The following is a 16,444-nucleotide window of genomic DNA, read 5'->3' as shown; positions in this document are numbered from 1 at the left end:
TACCCTCCCGAAGTCCGCCCTAGAACACGTAGCCTACGCGGACGCCCACGTCGGGGAGCCGGTCAAGCGCGTCGGTCCCCAGCGAGAGCGTGACCGGGCCGATCGGCGTCCGCGCCGACAGGTCGAGGCCGACGCCCGCGAGCACGCCGTCGGCGTCGACGATCGCGTCGTCGTCGCCGAAGACGCGGCCGGCGTTCGCGAACAGGCGCGCGAACAGGGCGCCCGCCTGCGCCTGGATGCCCGCGACGGCGAGCCAGGCGTTGGGGCCGGTCAGCGACTCGGGGTCGTGGCCGTAGAGCGGGAGGAACGTGCCCGGCAGGACCGTCACCGTCTGCATCCCGCCCAGGAACGTCCGCCGGTTGAGCGGGAGGCCCTCGCCCGAGCCGCGGGCGTAGGCCGCGCGGCCGACGAGCGAGACACGTGGCGAGACGGGCACGAACCCCTCGACGTCGAGGAGCGCCCGCGTAAACCCGCCCGTGCGGACCTCGACCAGCCCCAGCGACGCGGCCGGCACGCGGGCCTGCTCCGAGATCCGGTCCGCGAACTCCGTCGCGTCCAGCCGGCCCCGCCCGCCCTCGACCTGAGCGCGGACGCGGACGCCGCGCGTGGGCACGTTCAGCCGGTCCAGCGTGCGGACCTCGGCGAAGGCCGTGCCCGAGGCCCACCGCTCGCCCAGCGCCACGCCCTCGGGGTCGAGCACGATGGGCACGCCGTCGGGGCCGGGGAACACGGCGTTGGCGTCGACCGAGAAGTCGGTGACCTCGTTCCGCCCCACCCCGCCCCCGACGGAGGCGCCGACGAGCACGCTGGGGAGCGGCGCCCACGCGCCCACGAGCGCCGCCTCGGCCACGCGCTGCGAGAGCGTCGAGCGGTCCTTCTCCTCGCCCAGCAGCACGACGTCGACCGGCGCCTCGGTCACGCCGACGCGCGCGCCGGCCTCGACCGACGACGTCAGCCCGAGCGGGGCGGTGTAGGCGGCGAGCGCCTGCGACTGGCGGCCGAGCCGGAGCGCGAACGCCGAGCGGTCGCCCCAGCGGAGCCGGTGGCGGAGCGCGAGCTGGGCCAGCAGCTCGCCCCCGTTCTCGTCGTCGTAGCGGAGCCCGAAGCCCAGCCGGTCCGGCGGGTCCTTCGGCACCAGGCGGACGTCCAGCACGGCCGCCCCGCCCCGCCCGTCCGGCACGACGCGCGGGATCACGTAGTCGTAGCTCCCAGTCGCCACGAGGCGACCCACGAGCCGGTCGACGTCGTCCGGCCCCAGGTCGGCCGGCAGCGCGCGCGCCGTCAGCCGCTCGGCGAGCCGGAGCGCCGGCCCCTCGACGCCCCGGAACCGGATGGCGCCCACGCGGACCGCCCGGGGCGCGGGCGGCGGCGGGGGCGGGGCGGCGCGGCCTACGTCGTTCTGGGAGAGGAGCGCGCGGATCTCGGGGAGCGCCGCCGTCGCCACGCGGCGGCCCTCGGCGATCCACGGGGCCGGGTCCGTCAGGCCGGCCGACACCACGGCCGCCACGTCGGGCTGGATGAGGACGTCGGTGGCCTCGCGGTCGCCGATCGCCCGGCGGCGGCGCGTCGTGCCGGTGACCTTCTCGAAGAGGACCAGCAGGTTGACGGTGTTGCCGGTCGGCGACAGGCGGAGCCGGCCGGTCTCCGGGTCCACGTCGCTGCTCACGTCGACGCCGATGACGAGGTCGGCCCCGAGCGCCTCGGCCTCGGGGACCGGCAGCATGTGGTCCGGCCCGCCGTCGAGGTACACGCCGTCGCCGTAGCGGATGGGCCGGAACGCGCCCGGGAGCGACATGCACGTGCGGATGGCGAGCGGGAGGTACCCCGCGTCCAGCGTCACGTCCTCGCCCGTGACCAGGTCGATGGCGTTGCACGCGAACGGCCGCGGGAGGTCCCGGAAGTCGGTCACGCCCTGGACGTCCCACGTCAGCCGCGCGAGCAGCTCGAGCAGCGGCTGCCCCGTGAGGAGCCCCTCGGGGAGCACCGGCGTCAGCCCGCGCGTGGGCACGTCGATGAGCGTGGGGCCAGGCACGAGGGCCTCGCCCAGGCTCAGCGCGCCCGGGCCGCTCGGCCCGAAGAGGAGGGCCGGCACGTCGAGGTCGAGCACGATCCGCTCGATGTCGTGGCCCGTGTAGCCGACGGCGTAGAGGCCGCCCAGGAGCGCCCCCATGCTCGTCCCGGCGACGACGTCGACCGGCACGCCCTCCTCCTCCAGCACCTGGAGCACGCCGATGTGGGCGAACCCCTTGGCCGCCCCGCCCGAGAGCGCCAGGCCCACCGTCGGCCGCTCGGCGGGCGGGGCGGGAGTGGCCGTCTGAGCCGCCACCCCGCCCGAAGCGACGAGGGCGAGGGCGAGAAACAAGCGCGTCATGCGGGGTCGGGCGGGGCGGGCGCCTCGTCGCCGTCGGCGGGGCGGGCGTCGTGGCGGTCGGGCGTCTCGGCGTCAGAGCCGTTGCGGGCTGAGTTGTCGCGGGCCGAGCCGTCGCGGGCGGGGCGGGCGTCGGAGGCGACGTGGAGTGTCCGCGTGGGGAAGGCGAACTCGACGCCGTGCGCCCCGAAGGCCCGGAGGAGCCCCAGGTTGATGGCCTGCTGCGCGTCCATGTACCGCGCGTAGTCGGGGACGAGGACGTAGTAGACCACCTCGAAGTCGAGCGACGAGGCCCCAAACCCCCTGAAGTGGGCGCGGTCGAACCGGACGGGCGGGGGGACCGGAGCGTCGGCCTTGGGCGGGTCGCCGCCGAGCGGGGCGGCGCCCTGGGTGTCGTCGTCGGAGCGGAGCCCCTCGATCACCTCGCGGACGCGGCCGGGGACCGCGGCGATCTCGTCGGGCGGCGTGTCGTACGTGACCCCGAACGTGAGCACGACCCGGCGCTCGGTCATCCGCTGGTAGTTGCGGATGCGGCTCGCGAGGAGGTCCCCGTTCGAGAACACGATCTGCTCGCCCGAGAGGCTCTGGATCCGGGTCGACTTGAGCCCGATGTGCTGGACCGTCCCCATCTCGCTGCCGACCGCGAGCGTGTCGCCGATGACGAACGGCTTGTCGAGGACGATCGAGAGCGAGGCGAACAGGTCGCCGAGGATGTTCTGGACGGCCAGGCCGATCGCGACGCCGCCGATCCCGAGCCCGGCCACGAGCGCCGTCACGTTGATGCCGATGTTGGCCAGGAACATGAGCGCGATCACCGACCACACGGCGATCTGGGCCAGGATCCCGATGGCCTGCATGCTGGTCACGGCCGAGGCGTCGGCGTCCAGCTTCTGCGCCCGGTACCGGTCGAGCCAGATCTCGATGAGCCCGGTGATCCACCGGCCCGCCTGGAGCAGCGACGCGAGCGTGAGCAGCGTGGCCGTCCACGTGAGCCCTTGCTCGTTCCACCCGACGAGGCGGGAGGCGAGGTAGAGCGTGAGCGCGAACAGGAAGTACCCCCGCGTGCGCTCGAGCACGTTGTCGACGGCCTGCGCGAACCAGGCGTTGGTCCGGCTCCGGGTGTCTCGGCGCAGCTGCCAGCGGATGGCGGCGCGCGTGACGGCGAGCAGCAGGCCCGTCGCGAGGAGGGCGGCGGCGAGCAGCAGCCAGTCCTCGACCGGGACGCCCAGGACCATACGGTCCAGGTGCTCCGCGTCGAGAAGCTGGCGTAGGACCGAGCGGAGCATCGTCTCGTGGGGGCGGGGTGGCCGAGTCTACGGCCCGCGGCGGGGCCGGAACGCTCGTCGCCCCGCGGAGCCGGCGACCGCTCGCCGGTCCGCCCCGCCCGCCCGGTCTCGGACGGGCGGCCAAGGCTAGACGGGCGGGGCGCCGCTCGACTCGCTCCACCCCGCCCGGTGCCGCCCCGCCCCCGCATCGTGCAAAACAGACGGGCGGGGCGGTCGACAGGACCACCCCGCCCGGAGCGGACGGGCCGCGCGCGCGGCCTACGGGACGCGGCCTACTGGAACACGAGCGAGCCGCCGTCGACGCCGCGCAGCGTCAGGCGCCCGCCGCCGACGTCGTAGCGGCCGACGTTGTTGAGCACCTCGAAAAAGTCGCCCGACACCGACGGCTCTGGGCAGGCCGCGAGCGTCGAGAGCCCCTGCGACAGGCGGAGCGCCCCGTCGGGGTCGACCTCGAACGTGCCGCCGTAGCGGTTGCAGTCGGCCTGGCCGCTGTAGCGGCCGTCGGTCCCGAAGGAGATCGTGAACGGCGCTGTGCCCTCGTACGAGAGGGCCACCCCGCCCGGCTTCTGGATTTCGAGGAGCCGCCACGACGGGCCGATGAGCGCGCTGTTCACGCCGGTCTCAGTCACCTGCGCCACGCGGATCTCGATGTCGTCGGAGGGCGCGCCGTTGGTGAGCACCGGGTACGACGTGTCCGTCGTCCACAGGGCGGTGCCGTCGGCGTCGTAGATCTCGGCGCGGACCACGTAGCGGTTGGCCGGCTGGATCTGCGAGGCGTCGTAGCGGAGCGAGAACGGGATGGGCACCTGCCCGCCGTCCGTCTCCACGCGGTTTTCGGCGACCGCCTGGGCCTGCGCGTCGCCCCGGTTCACGTCGATCAGGCGGACGGCGACGACGGCGTCCGGCGGGAGCGCGATGCGCGGGAGGTAGGTGACGGTGCCGGAGAGCGTCGCGTTGGCCGTGGAGCCCGCCGTAGAGCGGAACCGGAGGAGCCGCTCATCATCCGCCACGAGGGACAGCTGATCGCCCTCGACCAGGACACGCTCCGCGCGGTCCAGCGCGTCGAGGAAGCCGGCCTCCTGCGTCATGTCGATCGGCGGGCAGGCCATCCGCGTCGAGCCGACTTGGGAGAGCGTGAGGGCGCCGTTGGAGCCCAAGTCGTACGTGCCGAAAAAGCGGTTGCAGCCCGTCGTGCCGAAGACGCGGCCGTCGGGCTCGAACGTGATCGTGGCCTCGGGTCCCGCGGCGGAGACGGTGCCGACCGACGTAAGCTGCCACGTGGGACCGACGACCCGGTCCGCGGCGTCGCCCATCGCGCCCGTAGAGGCGCAGCCGGCGGCGAAGAGGCCAAGTAAGAGGAGAGAAACAAGCGGGCGCATGGGACTGGAAACGTTGGGAGAAGGGGGCGGTCCGCGGGCGACGCCCAGGCCGGAGACGTGACGGCGTGTAATGGGAGCGCCGCAAGGGGAGTTTCTGAGGCCGCTTGCGGCTGACCCTTCTTCTCCACGCATGGGCGCCCCGTTCACGACGCCGCCACGCGCCGCCCCGCCCGGGCGAGCCGGGCCGGGTAGGATCGTTAGAGACACGACCTGTCGTGTCCGCCTCGGGCGGTGACGGCGCCCCGCCCGTGACCCGCCCCGCCCGAGCGAGTGAGCGGGGCGGGGCGGGGCGGGGCGGTACCATGCGCCGTCCTGGGGAGCGCGCTCGCCGTCACTCTCGCGCTTCCAACGGTCGAACGTTCGCGCGGCCGCGCCGTACCGGAGGCGTCGGCGCAATCCGCCCTGGCGCCCCGGCCACCCCGCCCGACCTCCCACGCCACAGCGGCCCCGACGCCGCCCCCGATGAACCGGCCCCTCTGCATCCTCCTTTTCCTCCTCGCGGCCGCCCCGCTCGCCGGGTGCGGCTCCGAGTTCGGGGCGGCGCCCGCCGACGACACAGACCACGAGGAGCACGGCGACGCCGAGCACGACGACGGGCACAGCGACGACGGGCACGACTCCCAGGACGAGATCGCGCTCACCGAGGCGCAGGCCGCCGCGGCCGGAATCGAGACGGCCGCCGCCCAGGCCGGGCCGCTCGCGGACGAGCTCCGCGTGCCGGCCCGGATCATCCCGACCGAGACGGGGCAGGCCCAGGTCGGCGCGCTCGTCGACGGCCGCGTCGTCCGGCTGCTGGCGGCCGAGGGCCAGGCGGTCCGCCGGGGCGCCGCCGTCGCGGCGATCGAGAGCCCCGAGGTCGCGCGCCTCCAGGGCGAGTACCTCCAGGCGCAGGCCCGCGCGACGCAGGCGGAGCAGCAGCTTGCGCGGTCGCGCCAACTCGCGGCCGAGGACCTCATCTCGGGCACGCTCCTCGAACAGGCCGTCGCCGACGCCCGCGCGACCGAGGCGCAGGCAGCCGCGCTCGCCGGCGAGATCCGGTCCCACGGCGGCACCGCGCCGTCCGGTCCGGGCGGGGTGACCGGGCGCGTGACGGTCGCGTCGCCCATCGCGGGCGTCGTGTCGGCGCGGCAGGCCGAGCTCGGCGCGTTCGTGCAGGCCGCCGCCCCGCTCTACGAGGTCGTCGCGCCGGGCCAGGTCTACGCCGACGCGAGCGTGGACCCGGCCGCCGCCGCGGCCATCGGCCAGGGCGACGCGGCCGTGATCGAGGCCCCGGGCGGGCGGCGCTACCGCGGCACCGTCCAGTTCGTCGGCGCCGAGGTGGCCGGCGAGACGCGCACGGCGACCGTCCGCCTCCGCGTGGCGAACGCGACGGCCGAGCTGCGGCCCGAGACGTTCGTGACGGTGGCCTTCGAGGTGGAGGCCCCGGCGGGCGGGGCGGTCACGGTCCCCGCCGAGGCCGTCGAGCGCGAGGGCGGGCAGGCGTTCGTCTACGTGCCGGTCCCGGGCGAGCCGCGGACCTACGCCCGCCGCGCCGTCGCGCTGGGCGGGGCGACCGGCGACCGCGTCGAGGTGACGGCGGGCCTGGAGCCCGGCGAGCGCGTCGTCGTCGACGGCGTGTTCGCGCTCAAAAGCTTCCGCAGCCGCGGCGAGCTCTCTGGGCACAGCCACTGACGCCGGACCGCCACCCCGCCCCGCTTCGAGGGCGGGGCGGTGCCCGCTCCTCCCGACCCCGCACGACGCCGGTGAACCGGACCGCCCCGCTCCTCCTCGCCGCCGCCGCGGGCGTCGTCCTCGCGTGGCGCCGCGGGCGGCACGCGGCCGCCCCGCCCACGCTCGGCCCCGACGCCGTCCGCGCCCTCTACGACCGCGCCGCGCCGACGTACGATCTCGTGGCCGCGGCCTACGCCCTCGTCGGCGCAGACCGCTTCCACCGCCGCGCCGTCGAAGCCCTGGCGCTCCGGCCCGGCGACACCGTCGTGGACCTCGCCTGCGGGACGGGCGCGAACCTCGGCCGGCTCGCCCGCGCCGTCGGGCCGACCGGCCGCGTCGTCGGTGTGGACCTCTCGCCTGAGATGCTCGCCCGCGCCCGCCGGCGGGTTGGGCGGGGTGGGTGGGCGACCGTCGAACTGGTCGAGGGCGACGTGCGCCAGTTCGCGTTCCCCGCCCCGCTCGGCGGCGTCGTCTCGACGTACGGGCTCGAGTTCGTCCCCGAGCACGACGCCGTCGTCGAACGTGCCGTCGCGGCGCTCGCGCCCGGCCGGCGGATCGTGGTCGGCGGCCTGCGCCGCCCCGCCCGCTGGCCCGAGTGGGCCGTCCGCCTGGGCGCGCTCGTCAACCGCCCGTTCGGGGTCACACGCGCTTCCGAGGGTGTCCGGCCGTGGCGCTCGGTCTTCAGGCACGCCCGCCAGGTCGCCTACGAGGAGACGCTCGGGGGCGCCGTCTACCTCGCCGTCGCCGCCGCCCCGCCCGCCGCCCCGCCCGCGCCGTAGGCTGCGGCCGCTCCCGCCCCGTCCCCGTTTCGCCACCCATGCCCGCCCCGCTCCGCCTCGACCTCCCGGTCCTCCTTCCTGATGCCCCCGACGCGCAGGACGCCTGCGTCGGCCGCCTGACCGACGCGCTCGGGGCGACGGCCGGCGTCGAGCGCGCCCACGTCGTCCCGCCCGAGGGCGGCCGCCCCGCCCAGCTCTGCCTGCACTACGACCCCGCCGTCGTCGCGCTCCCGCGCCTCCGCCGCGCGGCCGAGGCCGCGGGCGCCCGCGTCACGGAGCGCTACGGGCACGTGCTCTGGGCCGTCGACGGGCTGGGCCACCAGCGCCGGGCGCGGACCGTGACGGAGCGGTTGCAGCAGGCGCCGGGCGTCGTCGAGGCCGAGGCGAATGCGACCGGGCCGGTCCGCATCGAGTTCGACCGCGAGGCGACGGGCGAGGCCGAGCTCCGCCGCGCCCTGGCGGACCTGGGCGTGACGGTCACGGCGACGGAGCCGCCCGAGGTGGCCGCCGCCGAGGGCGGGGTGGGCGCCCACGCGGGCCACGACCACGGCCCGGGTGAACACGCCGCCCCGCCCCGCTCCGACGACGAGCACGCGGGCCACGACCACGCGCCGGGCGCGCACGCCCACGCCCACGGTGGCATCTTCGGCGAGCGGACCGAGCTGGTCTTCGCCCTCCTCGCCGGCGTCTGCGTGGGGGCGGGGTGGGCGCTGGACGTGTTCACGGGCGTCGCCGAGGCCGTTCCGTTCGCGCTCTTTCTCGGCGCCTACGCCTTTGGCGGGTGGTTCACGGTCCGCGAGGCGTGGGACTCGATCCGGGCGGGGCGGTTCGAGATCGACTTCCTCATGATCGTGGCCGCGGCCGGCGCTGCCGCGCTGGGCGAGTGGTTCGAGGGCGGGCTGCTGCTCGCCCTGTTCTCGCTCGGCCACGCGCTCGAAGGCTACGCGATGGGCCGCGCGCGGGCGGCCATCGAGGCGCTGGGCGAACTGGCCCCGGCGACCGCCCGCGTCCGGCGGGGCGGGGTGGAGGCCGAGGTGCCGGTCGGTGACCTCCAGGTGGGCGACACCGTCGTGGTCCGCCCCGACGAGCGGATCGCGGCCGACGGCGTCGTCGTGCGCGGCACGAGCGCGGTCGACCAGGCGCCGGTGACGGGCGAGAGCGTGCCGGTCGACAAGCGGCCGGCGTCGGACCTCGACGCGGCCCTCGCTGCCGACGAGCCGGCCCCGGAGCACCGCGTGTTCGCGGGCACGCTCAACGGGGCGGGCGCGCTCGACGTCGTCGTCACGCGGCCGGCCGGCGAGACCACGCTGGCGCGCGTGGTGCAGCTCGTGGCCGAGGCCGAGACTGAGCGCTCGCCCACGCAGCGGTTCACGGACCGCTTCGAGAAGGTGTTCGTGCCGTCCGTGCTCGTGCTCGTGGCGCTCCTCATCGTCGGCCCGCCGGCGCTGGACGCGCTGGGCGTGATCACGGAGTCGTTCTCGGTCTCGTTCTACCGGGCGATGGCCGTCCTGGTGGCGGCGAGTCCGTGCGCGCTCGCGATCGCCACGCCGTCGGCCGTGCTCTCGGGCGTGGCGCGGGCGGGGCGGAGCGGCGTGCTCGTCAAGGGCGGCGGGCCGCTCGAAGCGCTGGGCGGGATCGAGGCCGTCGCCTTCGACAAGACGGGGACGCTAACGGAGGGCGAGCCGCGCGTGACCGACGTGGTCCCGGCGGCGGGCGCGACCAAGGCCGAGCTCGTGGCAGCCGTCGTCGCCGTCGAGCGCCTGAGCGAGCACCCGCTGGCCCGCGCCGTCGTCCGCGACCTGGGCGACCGCGCAGCGGGCGGGGCGGCCTCGGGCGGGGCGGCCGAGGACCTCCAGAGCGTGACCGGCCACGGCGTCCGCGCGACGCTCGGCGGCGAGCCCGTCGAGGTCGGCAAGCCCGCCCTGTTCACGCTCGACGGGGGCGCCGCCCCGCCCGCGGCCCTCCTCGACGACGACCGCCGGCTCAAGGCCGACGGCCGCTCGACCATGCTCGTCCGCCGCGGCGCACGGTTCCTCGGTGTCGTCGGGCTCATGGACACGCCGCGCGAGAGCGCAGAGGGCGTCATCCGGCGGCTCCACGCGCTGGGCATCGAGACGACCGTCATGATCTCGGGCGACGCCCAGGTCGTCGCCGAGTCGGTCGCCCGCGCCGTCGGCATCGACGAGGCGCGCGGCGACCTGCTCCCGGCCGACAAGGTCGAGGCCATCAAGCGGCTCCGCGAGCGGGGCGGGGTGGCGATGGTCGGCGACGGCGTCAACGACGCGCCGGCGCTCGCGAACGCGACGGTCGGCATCGCGATGGGCGCGGCGGGCTCCGACGTGGCGCTCGAGACGGCCGACGTGGCGCTCATGGCCGACGACCTCGCGCGGCTCCCGTTCGCGGTCGGCCTGAGCCGCAAGACGCGCGGCATCATCCGCCAGAACCTGTGGCTGAGCCTGGGCATGGTGGCCTTCCTGGTGCCGGCGACGATCTTCGGGCTCGGCATCGGGCCGGCCGTGGCGCTCCACGAGGGGTCCACGCTCGTCGTCGTGTTCAACGCGCTCCGGCTCCTGGCCTACCGGGAGTAGCCGCCCCGCCCCGGGCGGCGGGCGGGGTGGAGCCGCCGCCCCGCCCGGTGTCGCGGCCGGCGCTACTCCCCAGCGAGGTCGTCCACGGCCCGCAAGCCCGCCTCGGCAACGCGCACGTCCTTGGCCCCGTGCGCCCCGCCCACGCCGACGTCCCCCACGACGACGCCATCGACGTAGATCGGGAGGTCGCCGTCTATCGCGAGCACGTTCTCGTCGAGGTGCCGGACGTCTTCGGGGATGGTGCCGTCCTGGATTCCGCGAGCGATCTCAGCCATCGTCCGCTTCTGCGAGCAGGCGGTGTACGCCTTTTTGTAGCTCGCGCGGTAGCGTGTGGACGCCGGCTCGGTGGTCCCGCAGGACCGCCAGCGTCTGGCCGGAGCGGTCGACCACGGTGACCGTGACAGCCGAGCAGTCCCGCTGAGCTTCTGAGAACGCGGCGCTCACGATGAGCTGAGCCATGCTGGCCGTCAGCAGGGGGACGTGGTGCGGAGACGGTTGCGCCATGATGGGGCGGGGTGGGCGTCCCGTCGTAGCCCTGACGCACGCCTCGGGTTGCACGGGCTCCAGCGGGGCGGGGTGGAGGAGCAGGCGGGACCGCCCCGCCCACCCCGCCCGCGTGTTACGTCCCGCGCGCCGGGCGGGGCGGCAAAAACGAGGGGCCGCCCCGCCCGCGGCGAGACGGCCCCCCAGGAGACCCCGCACGAAGCCCGCTAGTTGAGCGGCGGGACCGCCCCGCCCGCGCCCTGGGGCGGGGCGTTCAGCACCTCGCGGAGCGTGATGTCGAACTCGAGCGCCGCGTTCGGCGGGATGCCGCCTTGGCCGCCCGGCCCCGGCGCCCCGGCCTGGCCGTAGGCGAGGTCCGGCGGGAGGTACACCGTCCGCGTCTCGCCCGGGCGCATGTCGAGGATCGCGTCGCGGAAGCCGGGGACCACGTTGCCGACCGGGAACTGGACCGGCTGGCCCTCGGGCGACTGGTCGAAGACGGTCCCGTCGGCGAGGCGGCCCGTGTAGTCGACCGAGACGACGGACTGCACCGTCGGCTTGGCCCCCTCGCCCTCGTCGGTGATCGTGTAGAGGACGCCGCTCGGGAGCCGCTGGATGCCCGGGCGCTCGGCGACCTGGGCGAGGAAGGCGTCGGCCTGCGTCCGGTTCTGGGCCAACTGGTCGAGCCGCTCGCGGGCCTGCGGGTTCGACCGCGCCTGCGACCGGAGCTGCCGCATCTGGATCGAGTCCTGGGCCGCCGCCTGGGCTGCCTGGAGCTGCTCCGGCGTGAGCCGCGACTCGGCGCCCTCGAACGCCTCGCGGGCGCCAGCGAGGAACACCTCGGGGTCGATGTTGACGACGGTGTCGGCCCCGACCTGGAGCCCGAACTGGACGCCCTCGGCGTAGGCCGGGTCGCGGGCGTTGCGGAGGCCCGTGTTGAACCCGTCCTCGAAGCTCGAGAACTGGAGCGTCGAGTCCTGGCCGCGGAGCTGGCCCGCCGCCTGGAAGCCGGCGTCGTAGGCGATCTGCGCGACGGGGTCCGCCCCGGCCAGGTTGTCGAGGTCGGTCGTGCCGGCCGCCGGCGACGACGAGGCGGTGCCCTCGCCGCAGCCGACGAGCGCGGCGGCGAGCGCGAGGGCGCAGAGAGGGGAGCGGAGCGTCATGCGTCGAGGGGGTGAGAAGCCGGCAAGCTAGCCGCCCCGCCCGCGGGTCCGCATGAGCCTTCCGGGAAAGAGGGCGCACGGCCCCGCCCCGCCCTCCTCAGGCGAGGGCGGGGTGGGAGCCCCGGCGTCGGGCACGACCGAGGCTGCGTCGAGCGCGAGCCGCCTCGGACCGTAGCCGTCGACTGCTGGACCGGCGGGGCGCCCATCTGGCCCGTCCGGCATCCCGGGCGCCGGTCGCGCGTAGGCGCCAAGCGCCCGGTCGGGCGCGCCCCTTCCCACACGCCGTCCGAGCCGATGAGCCTCGCCACCCGCGCGGTCTACCCCACGCAACCGGGACCCCTCCGCCAGCACCTCGACCGCCTCCTCGCCGACGCCGACGACGCGGGCGCCGCCCCGCCCGACGACCTCGTCGCCCTCGTCGTGCCCGACTCGAACCGGGCCTCGGGCGGGGCGGCCTCGGCGGCGGCCTACGCCCGGCTCCGCGGGGCCGACCTCGACACGGTCGTCCTCATCTCGCCCAGCCACACGGGCGCGTTCGGGCGCCTCTCGATCTGCAAGACCGAGCAGTACCACACGCCGCTCGGGCCGGTCCCCATCAACGACCACCTGCGCAACGAGCTCTGCGACGAGGACGACGACATCTACCTCGACGACACGGGCCACTACCACACCGAGGGCGCCGACGTCCAGCTCCCGTTTCTCCAGGTGGTCCTGGACGAGGGGTTCAGCGCGGTCCCGATCGTGATGGGCGAGGAGAGCCCGGCGTACTGCCGCGAGCTGGGCGCGGCCGTGGGCGAGGTGATGTACGCCAAGCAGGCCGTCGTCGTCGGCTCGTGCGACGTGCTCTCGGGCGGGGCGGAGGCGCTCGGCCGGCTCCGCACGGCCATCGAGGCGTTCAACGAGAGCGAGCTCATGCACCTCTTGGGGAGCGAGACCGTCCAGGTCGAGGGCATGGGCGCGCTCGTCACGACACTCATCGCCGCCCAGCGCCGCGGGGCCACGCGCGCCGAGGTCCTCGCGCTGGAGCCGCCCTCCGACGACGCGCCCGGCGTCCTCGCCTGCGCCCTCTGGCGCGCCTGACGCCGGTGGAGGATGCCGCCCCGCCCCGCCCGGCCTTCGCGCTCGTCGGCGCCGGCGCCGTCGGCCGCGCGCTCGGGCTCCGGCTCGCCGCGGCCGGCCACGCCGTCGCCGGCGTCGTCAGCCGGACGCGCGCCTCGGCCAGCGCGCTCGCGGACGTTCTCGGCGCGCCAGTCGCGTCGGACCGACTCGCCGACCTCCCCGCCGCCCCGCTCGTCGCGCTGTGCGTGCCCGACGGCGAGATCGCCGGCGTCGCCCGCGCGCTCGCTGGGCTGGACCGCGCGTGGGGCGGGGCGGTCGTGCTCCACACGTCGGGCGCCACGCCGGCCTCGGCGCTCGGCTCGCTCGCGGCCGAGGGCGCGCGGACGCTCTCGTTCCACCCGCTCCAGACCGTCCCGGGCGGGGCGGGCGCGGCCGTGTTCGACGGCGTCACGGTCGGCGTCGAGGGCGGGGCGGAGGGCGTCGCCGCCGGCGCCGCGCTGGCCGAGGCGCTCGGAATGCGGCCGCTCGTGGTGCCGACCGCGGCCAAGCCGCTCTACCACCTCGCCGCGGCCACGGCCTCGAACCTCGTCGTGGCGCTCCTCGCCGTCGCCCAGGAGGTCCTGGCGTCCATCGACGTCGGCCGCGACGACGCCGCGGCGATGCTCGCCCCGCTCGTCCGCGGGACGGTCGAGAACGTGCTCGCGTCGTCGCCCGAGGCGTCCCTTACGGGGCCGGTCGCGCGCGGCGACTTGGAGACGCTGGAGGCCCACGGGCGCGCGCTCCGCACGCGCCTCCCGCACCTCGTCCCGGCCTACGCCGCACTCTCCGTCGAGGCGGTCCGCGTGGCGGTGCGGGCGGGGCGGCTGCCGGCGGAGCGCGCCGAGGCCGTGCTCGCGCTCCTGGAGCAGATGGCCGCCCCGCCCCGCCCGGACGGCGCTGCGCCAGGCGGCACCCCGTGAAAACGCCGCGGCGGCCGTGTGGACGTGGTGTGGCGGAACGGAGGATCGTCGGTGCGGCGGACCCCGGGAACGTTGCCCGGTCGTTACCCTTTCCTCCCGCGCTGTCCCACCGACCGCGTCTCGCCCTGCGGGCCGCGACTGTATGAGTGAAACCGCTGTTTTTCATGACGACGTCTCCACCGGCCTCACGGCCGAGGACGTCTCTGACCTCGTCGCCCGGAGCGTGAGCCGTGACTCGGCTCCGTCGTTCCAGGCCCTCCTCGCCGCCTCCGTCACCGCCCTCGAGCGGACGGCGGAGCCGTTGGAGGTGGCCGAGGCGTCGGCGCTGAACCTGGCCCAGCGCGAGCACGTGGCCGACGTCGCCGCCGACGTCGAGGCCGTCGTCGCCGCGCTCCGGTCGGGCGTCTCGGCCGAGGCCCGGTGCCTCGCGCCGGCCCCGCCGACGGCCGCCCAGCGCGTCCGGTCCGTGCTCCGCCCCGCCCCCGGGTGGCTCCCGCGGCTCCGCGAGCGGGCCGGGAGCCTCGCCATGCCCGCCCCGCCCCCCACGCGCCCGTGGGTGACGGCCGCCGCCGCCGCCGTCGGCGCGCTCGGCCAGACGGCCGAGCACCTGGCCCTCCTGGGCGCCGCGCAGCCGGCCGAGTCGTCGGCGCGCATGCTGGCCGATCGCCTCGCGGCCCGGCTCCGCGCGCACCGCGACACGCTCCTCGCCGACGTGGCCCGCGTCGTGGACTAGCGGGAGGGATGGAGGGATAGGGGATGGAGGCATGAGGGCGGCCACCCCGCCCCGCGTGCGCCACCCGACGCCGGGGCGGGGCGGTCAGGCGCGGTCTCCGTCTCCCGTCCATGCTTCGAGGGCTGGGCGGGTGGATCTTCCCGTCCCTCGATCCCTCCACCCCGCATCCCTCTTGATGGCCCTCACCGAGCAGGAGCAGATCCGCCGCGACCACCTCGACGCCCTCCGCGAGGCCGGCGTCGAGCCGTACCCGGCCGCCGCCCCGCCCGTCACGCACCGCGCCGCCGAGGTCCTGGACGCCTACGACGACGCCGCGAACGACCCCGAGACCGACGGCACCACCCCGCTCCGCGCGACTGTGGCGGGGCGGATGCTGACGAAGCGGGTCATGGGCAAGGCCGCCTTTTTCCACCTCGCCGACGAGAGCGGGGCGGTCCAGGTGTACGTCCGCCGCGACGACCTCCCCGAGGGCGAGTACAACGCGGTCTTTAAAAAGCTGCTCGACACGGGCGACTGGGTCGGCGTCGAGGGCGAGGTGTTCCGCACGCGCATGGGCGAGGTGTCGGTCCGCGCTGAGCGGCTGGTCCTGCTCGCCAAGTCGCTCAAGCCGCTGCCCGTCGAGAAGGAGGTGACGGACGAGGAGACTGGCGAGACGCGCCGGTTCAACGAGGTCTCGGACCCCGAATTCCGCTACCGCCAGCGCTACGCCGACCTCGCGCTGCACCCCGACGTCCGCGACGTGTTCAAGGCCCGGCACACGATCACGCGCACGCTCCGCGACTTCCTGGACGGCCAGGGCTACGTCGAGGTCGAGACGCCGGCGCTCCAGCCGCTCTACGGCGGCGCCGCGGCGCGCCCGTTCACGACGCACCACAACGCGCTCGACATGCCGCTCTTCCTCCGCATCGCGGACGAGCTGTACCTCAAGCGCCTGCTCGTGGGCGGCTTCGAGGGCGTCTACGAGATCGCCAAGGACTTCCGCAACGAGGGGCTCTCCCGGTTCCACAACCCGGAGTTCACCATGCTCGAGCTCTACGTCGCCTTCCGCGACTACGATTGGATGATGGGGCTCGTCGAGCGGATGCTGGAGACGGTCGCGCGCGCGCTCCACAGCTCGCCGGACGTGCCGTACGCCGCGGGCGGGGCGGAGCACGCGCTGTCGTTCGCGGCGCCCTTCCGGCGCGTCCCCATCTTCGACGCCATCGAGGAGGCGACGGGGCACCGGCTCTACGACGGCGAGCGCGTGGCCGACCGCCCCGCCCTCGTCGCTGCGGCCCAGTCGGTGGGCGTCGAGACGGACGACGCGATGGGCGTGGGCAAGCTGATCGACGAGATCTTCGGCGCGGCCGTCGAGCCGACGCTCGTCCAGCCCACGTTCGTGACCGACTACCCCGTCGAGCTGTCGCCGCTCGCCAAGCGCCACCGGACAAAGCCGGGCCTCGTCGAGCGGTTCGAGCTCATCGCCGGCGGCAAGGAGCTGTGCAACGCGTTCTCCGAGCTGAACGACCCGTTGGAGCAGCGCGCCCGCTTCGAGGACCAGGTCCGCCTGGCGTCGGCCGGCGACGACGAGGCCGTGAACGCCGTCGACGAGGACTTTCTCCGGGCGCTCGAGTACGGCATGCCGCCGGCCGCCGGCTTGGGCATCGGCGTCGACCGCCTGGCGATGGTGATGACGAACCAGCCGTCGATCCGCGACGTCCTCCTGTTCCCGCTCCTCCGCCCCGAGGGCGGCCCCGAGGGCGGGGCGGACGCGGCCTGAGCCGCCCCGCCCAGGAACGGCGGCGGGCGGGGCGGTGGAGCCTGGTCGGGGCGGGCGAGCCACCCCGCCCACGTGCAAGGCGAGCGGGGACCGAGTCGCCTCCACCCTCGGGCAGCGCGCCCGCTCTGGCGGCCCGCGCGCCCTTGCCCTCTGGCACCGACGACCGTCCCGGCTCTGC

The 16,444-nt window shown here is 75.9% G+C and carries 11 protein-coding genes and 1 pseudogene; 7 read left to right on the top strand and 5 right to left on the bottom strand.

Going from position 1 to position 16,444, the window contains the following annotated elements; translation table 11 throughout:
- Positions 1-19: 19 nt before the first annotated feature.
- From RM540_RS12495 to RM540_RS12485, 3 genes are all read right to left on the bottom strand, one after another.
- Positions 20-2,371 (bottom strand): patatin-like phospholipase family protein, encoded by a 2,352-nt coding sequence (locus RM540_RS12495; RefSeq protein WP_311664581.1) that lies wholly within the window; start codon positions 2,369-2,371, stop codon positions 20-22.
- Positions 2,368-3,654, bottom strand: a complete 1,287-nt coding sequence (locus RM540_RS12490; protein ID WP_311664579.1) for a mechanosensitive ion channel family protein — start codon at positions 3,652-3,654, stop codon at positions 2,368-2,370. Before RM540_RS12490 ends, RM540_RS12495 begins: the two co-directional genes overlap by 4 nt.
- Positions 3,655-3,926: 272 nt before the next feature.
- Complete coding sequence (locus RM540_RS12485; protein ID WP_311664577.1) at positions 3,927-5,033, bottom strand: META domain-containing protein; 1,107 nt, start codon at positions 5,031-5,033, stop codon at positions 3,927-3,929.
- 462 nt (positions 5,034-5,495) lie between these two features.
- Between RM540_RS12485 and RM540_RS12480 the strand changes: the two genes are divergently transcribed.
- From RM540_RS12480 to RM540_RS12470, 3 genes are all read left to right on the top strand, one after another.
- Entirely contained in the window at positions 5,496-6,704 is a 1,209-nt protein-coding gene (locus RM540_RS12480; RefSeq protein WP_311664575.1) for an efflux RND transporter periplasmic adaptor subunit, read from the top strand.
- Positions 6,705-6,775: 71 nt separating this feature from the next.
- Positions 6,776-7,522 (top strand): class I SAM-dependent methyltransferase, encoded by a 747-nt coding sequence (locus tag RM540_RS12475; protein WP_311664573.1) that lies wholly within the window; start codon positions 6,776-6,778, stop codon positions 7,520-7,522.
- Between the two features lie 38 nt (positions 7,523-7,560).
- Positions 7,561-10,110, top strand: coding sequence for a heavy metal translocating P-type ATPase (locus RM540_RS12470; protein ID WP_311664571.1), 2,550 nt, complete (start codon positions 7,561-7,563; stop codon positions 10,108-10,110).
- A 62-nt stretch (positions 10,111-10,172) separates the two neighbouring features.
- On the opposite strand, the pseudogene RM540_RS16425 reads toward RM540_RS12470, so the two are convergent.
- Together RM540_RS16425 and RM540_RS12455 are read right to left on the bottom strand one after the other, a co-directional pair.
- A pseudogene (locus RM540_RS16425) lies at positions 10,173-10,614 on the bottom strand (GlcG/HbpS family heme-binding protein).
- Between the two features lie 206 nt (positions 10,615-10,820).
- On the bottom strand, positions 10,821-11,756 hold the full coding sequence (locus tag RM540_RS12455) for an FKBP-type peptidyl-prolyl cis-trans isomerase (protein ID WP_311664565.1): 936 nt from the start codon (positions 11,754-11,756) through the stop codon (positions 10,821-10,823).
- 294 nt (positions 11,757-12,050) lie between these two features.
- On the opposite strand from RM540_RS12455, the gene amrB reads away from it, so the two are divergent.
- The 4 genes from amrB (at position 12,051) to lysS (ending at position 16,266) form a co-directional block, all read left to right on the top strand.
- Positions 12,051-12,836: an AmmeMemoRadiSam system protein B gene (amrB, locus tag RM540_RS12450; protein ID WP_311664563.1), complete on the top strand. Its 786-nt coding sequence runs from the start codon at positions 12,051-12,053 to the stop codon at positions 12,834-12,836.
- Between the two features lie 5 nt (positions 12,837-12,841).
- The gene (locus RM540_RS12445) at positions 12,842-13,774 is read left to right on the top strand and encodes a Rossmann-like and DUF2520 domain-containing protein (RefSeq protein WP_311664561.1); all 933 of its coding nucleotides are present in this window, start codon (positions 12,842-12,844) and stop codon (positions 13,772-13,774) included.
- Between the two features lie 142 nt (positions 13,775-13,916).
- Complete coding sequence (locus RM540_RS12440) at positions 13,917-14,507, top strand: hypothetical protein (RefSeq protein WP_311664559.1); 591 nt, start codon at positions 13,917-13,919, stop codon at positions 14,505-14,507.
- Between the two features lie 175 nt (positions 14,508-14,682).
- Complete coding sequence (gene lysS / locus RM540_RS12435) at positions 14,683-16,266, top strand: lysine--tRNA ligase (protein ID WP_311664557.1); 1,584 nt, start codon at positions 14,683-14,685, stop codon at positions 16,264-16,266.
- Positions 16,267-16,444: the final 178 nt, after the last annotated feature.

Origin of the sequence: Rubrivirga litoralis (genome assembly GCF_031846415.1) — a bacterium.
In the GTDB taxonomy this organism is placed as follows: Bacteria; Bacteroidota; Rhodothermia; order Rhodothermales; family Rubricoccaceae; genus Rubrivirga; species Rubrivirga litoralis.
The sequence above is the reverse complement of the archived record's forward strand: the minus strand, read 5'-3'. Positions and strand labels throughout refer to the sequence as shown.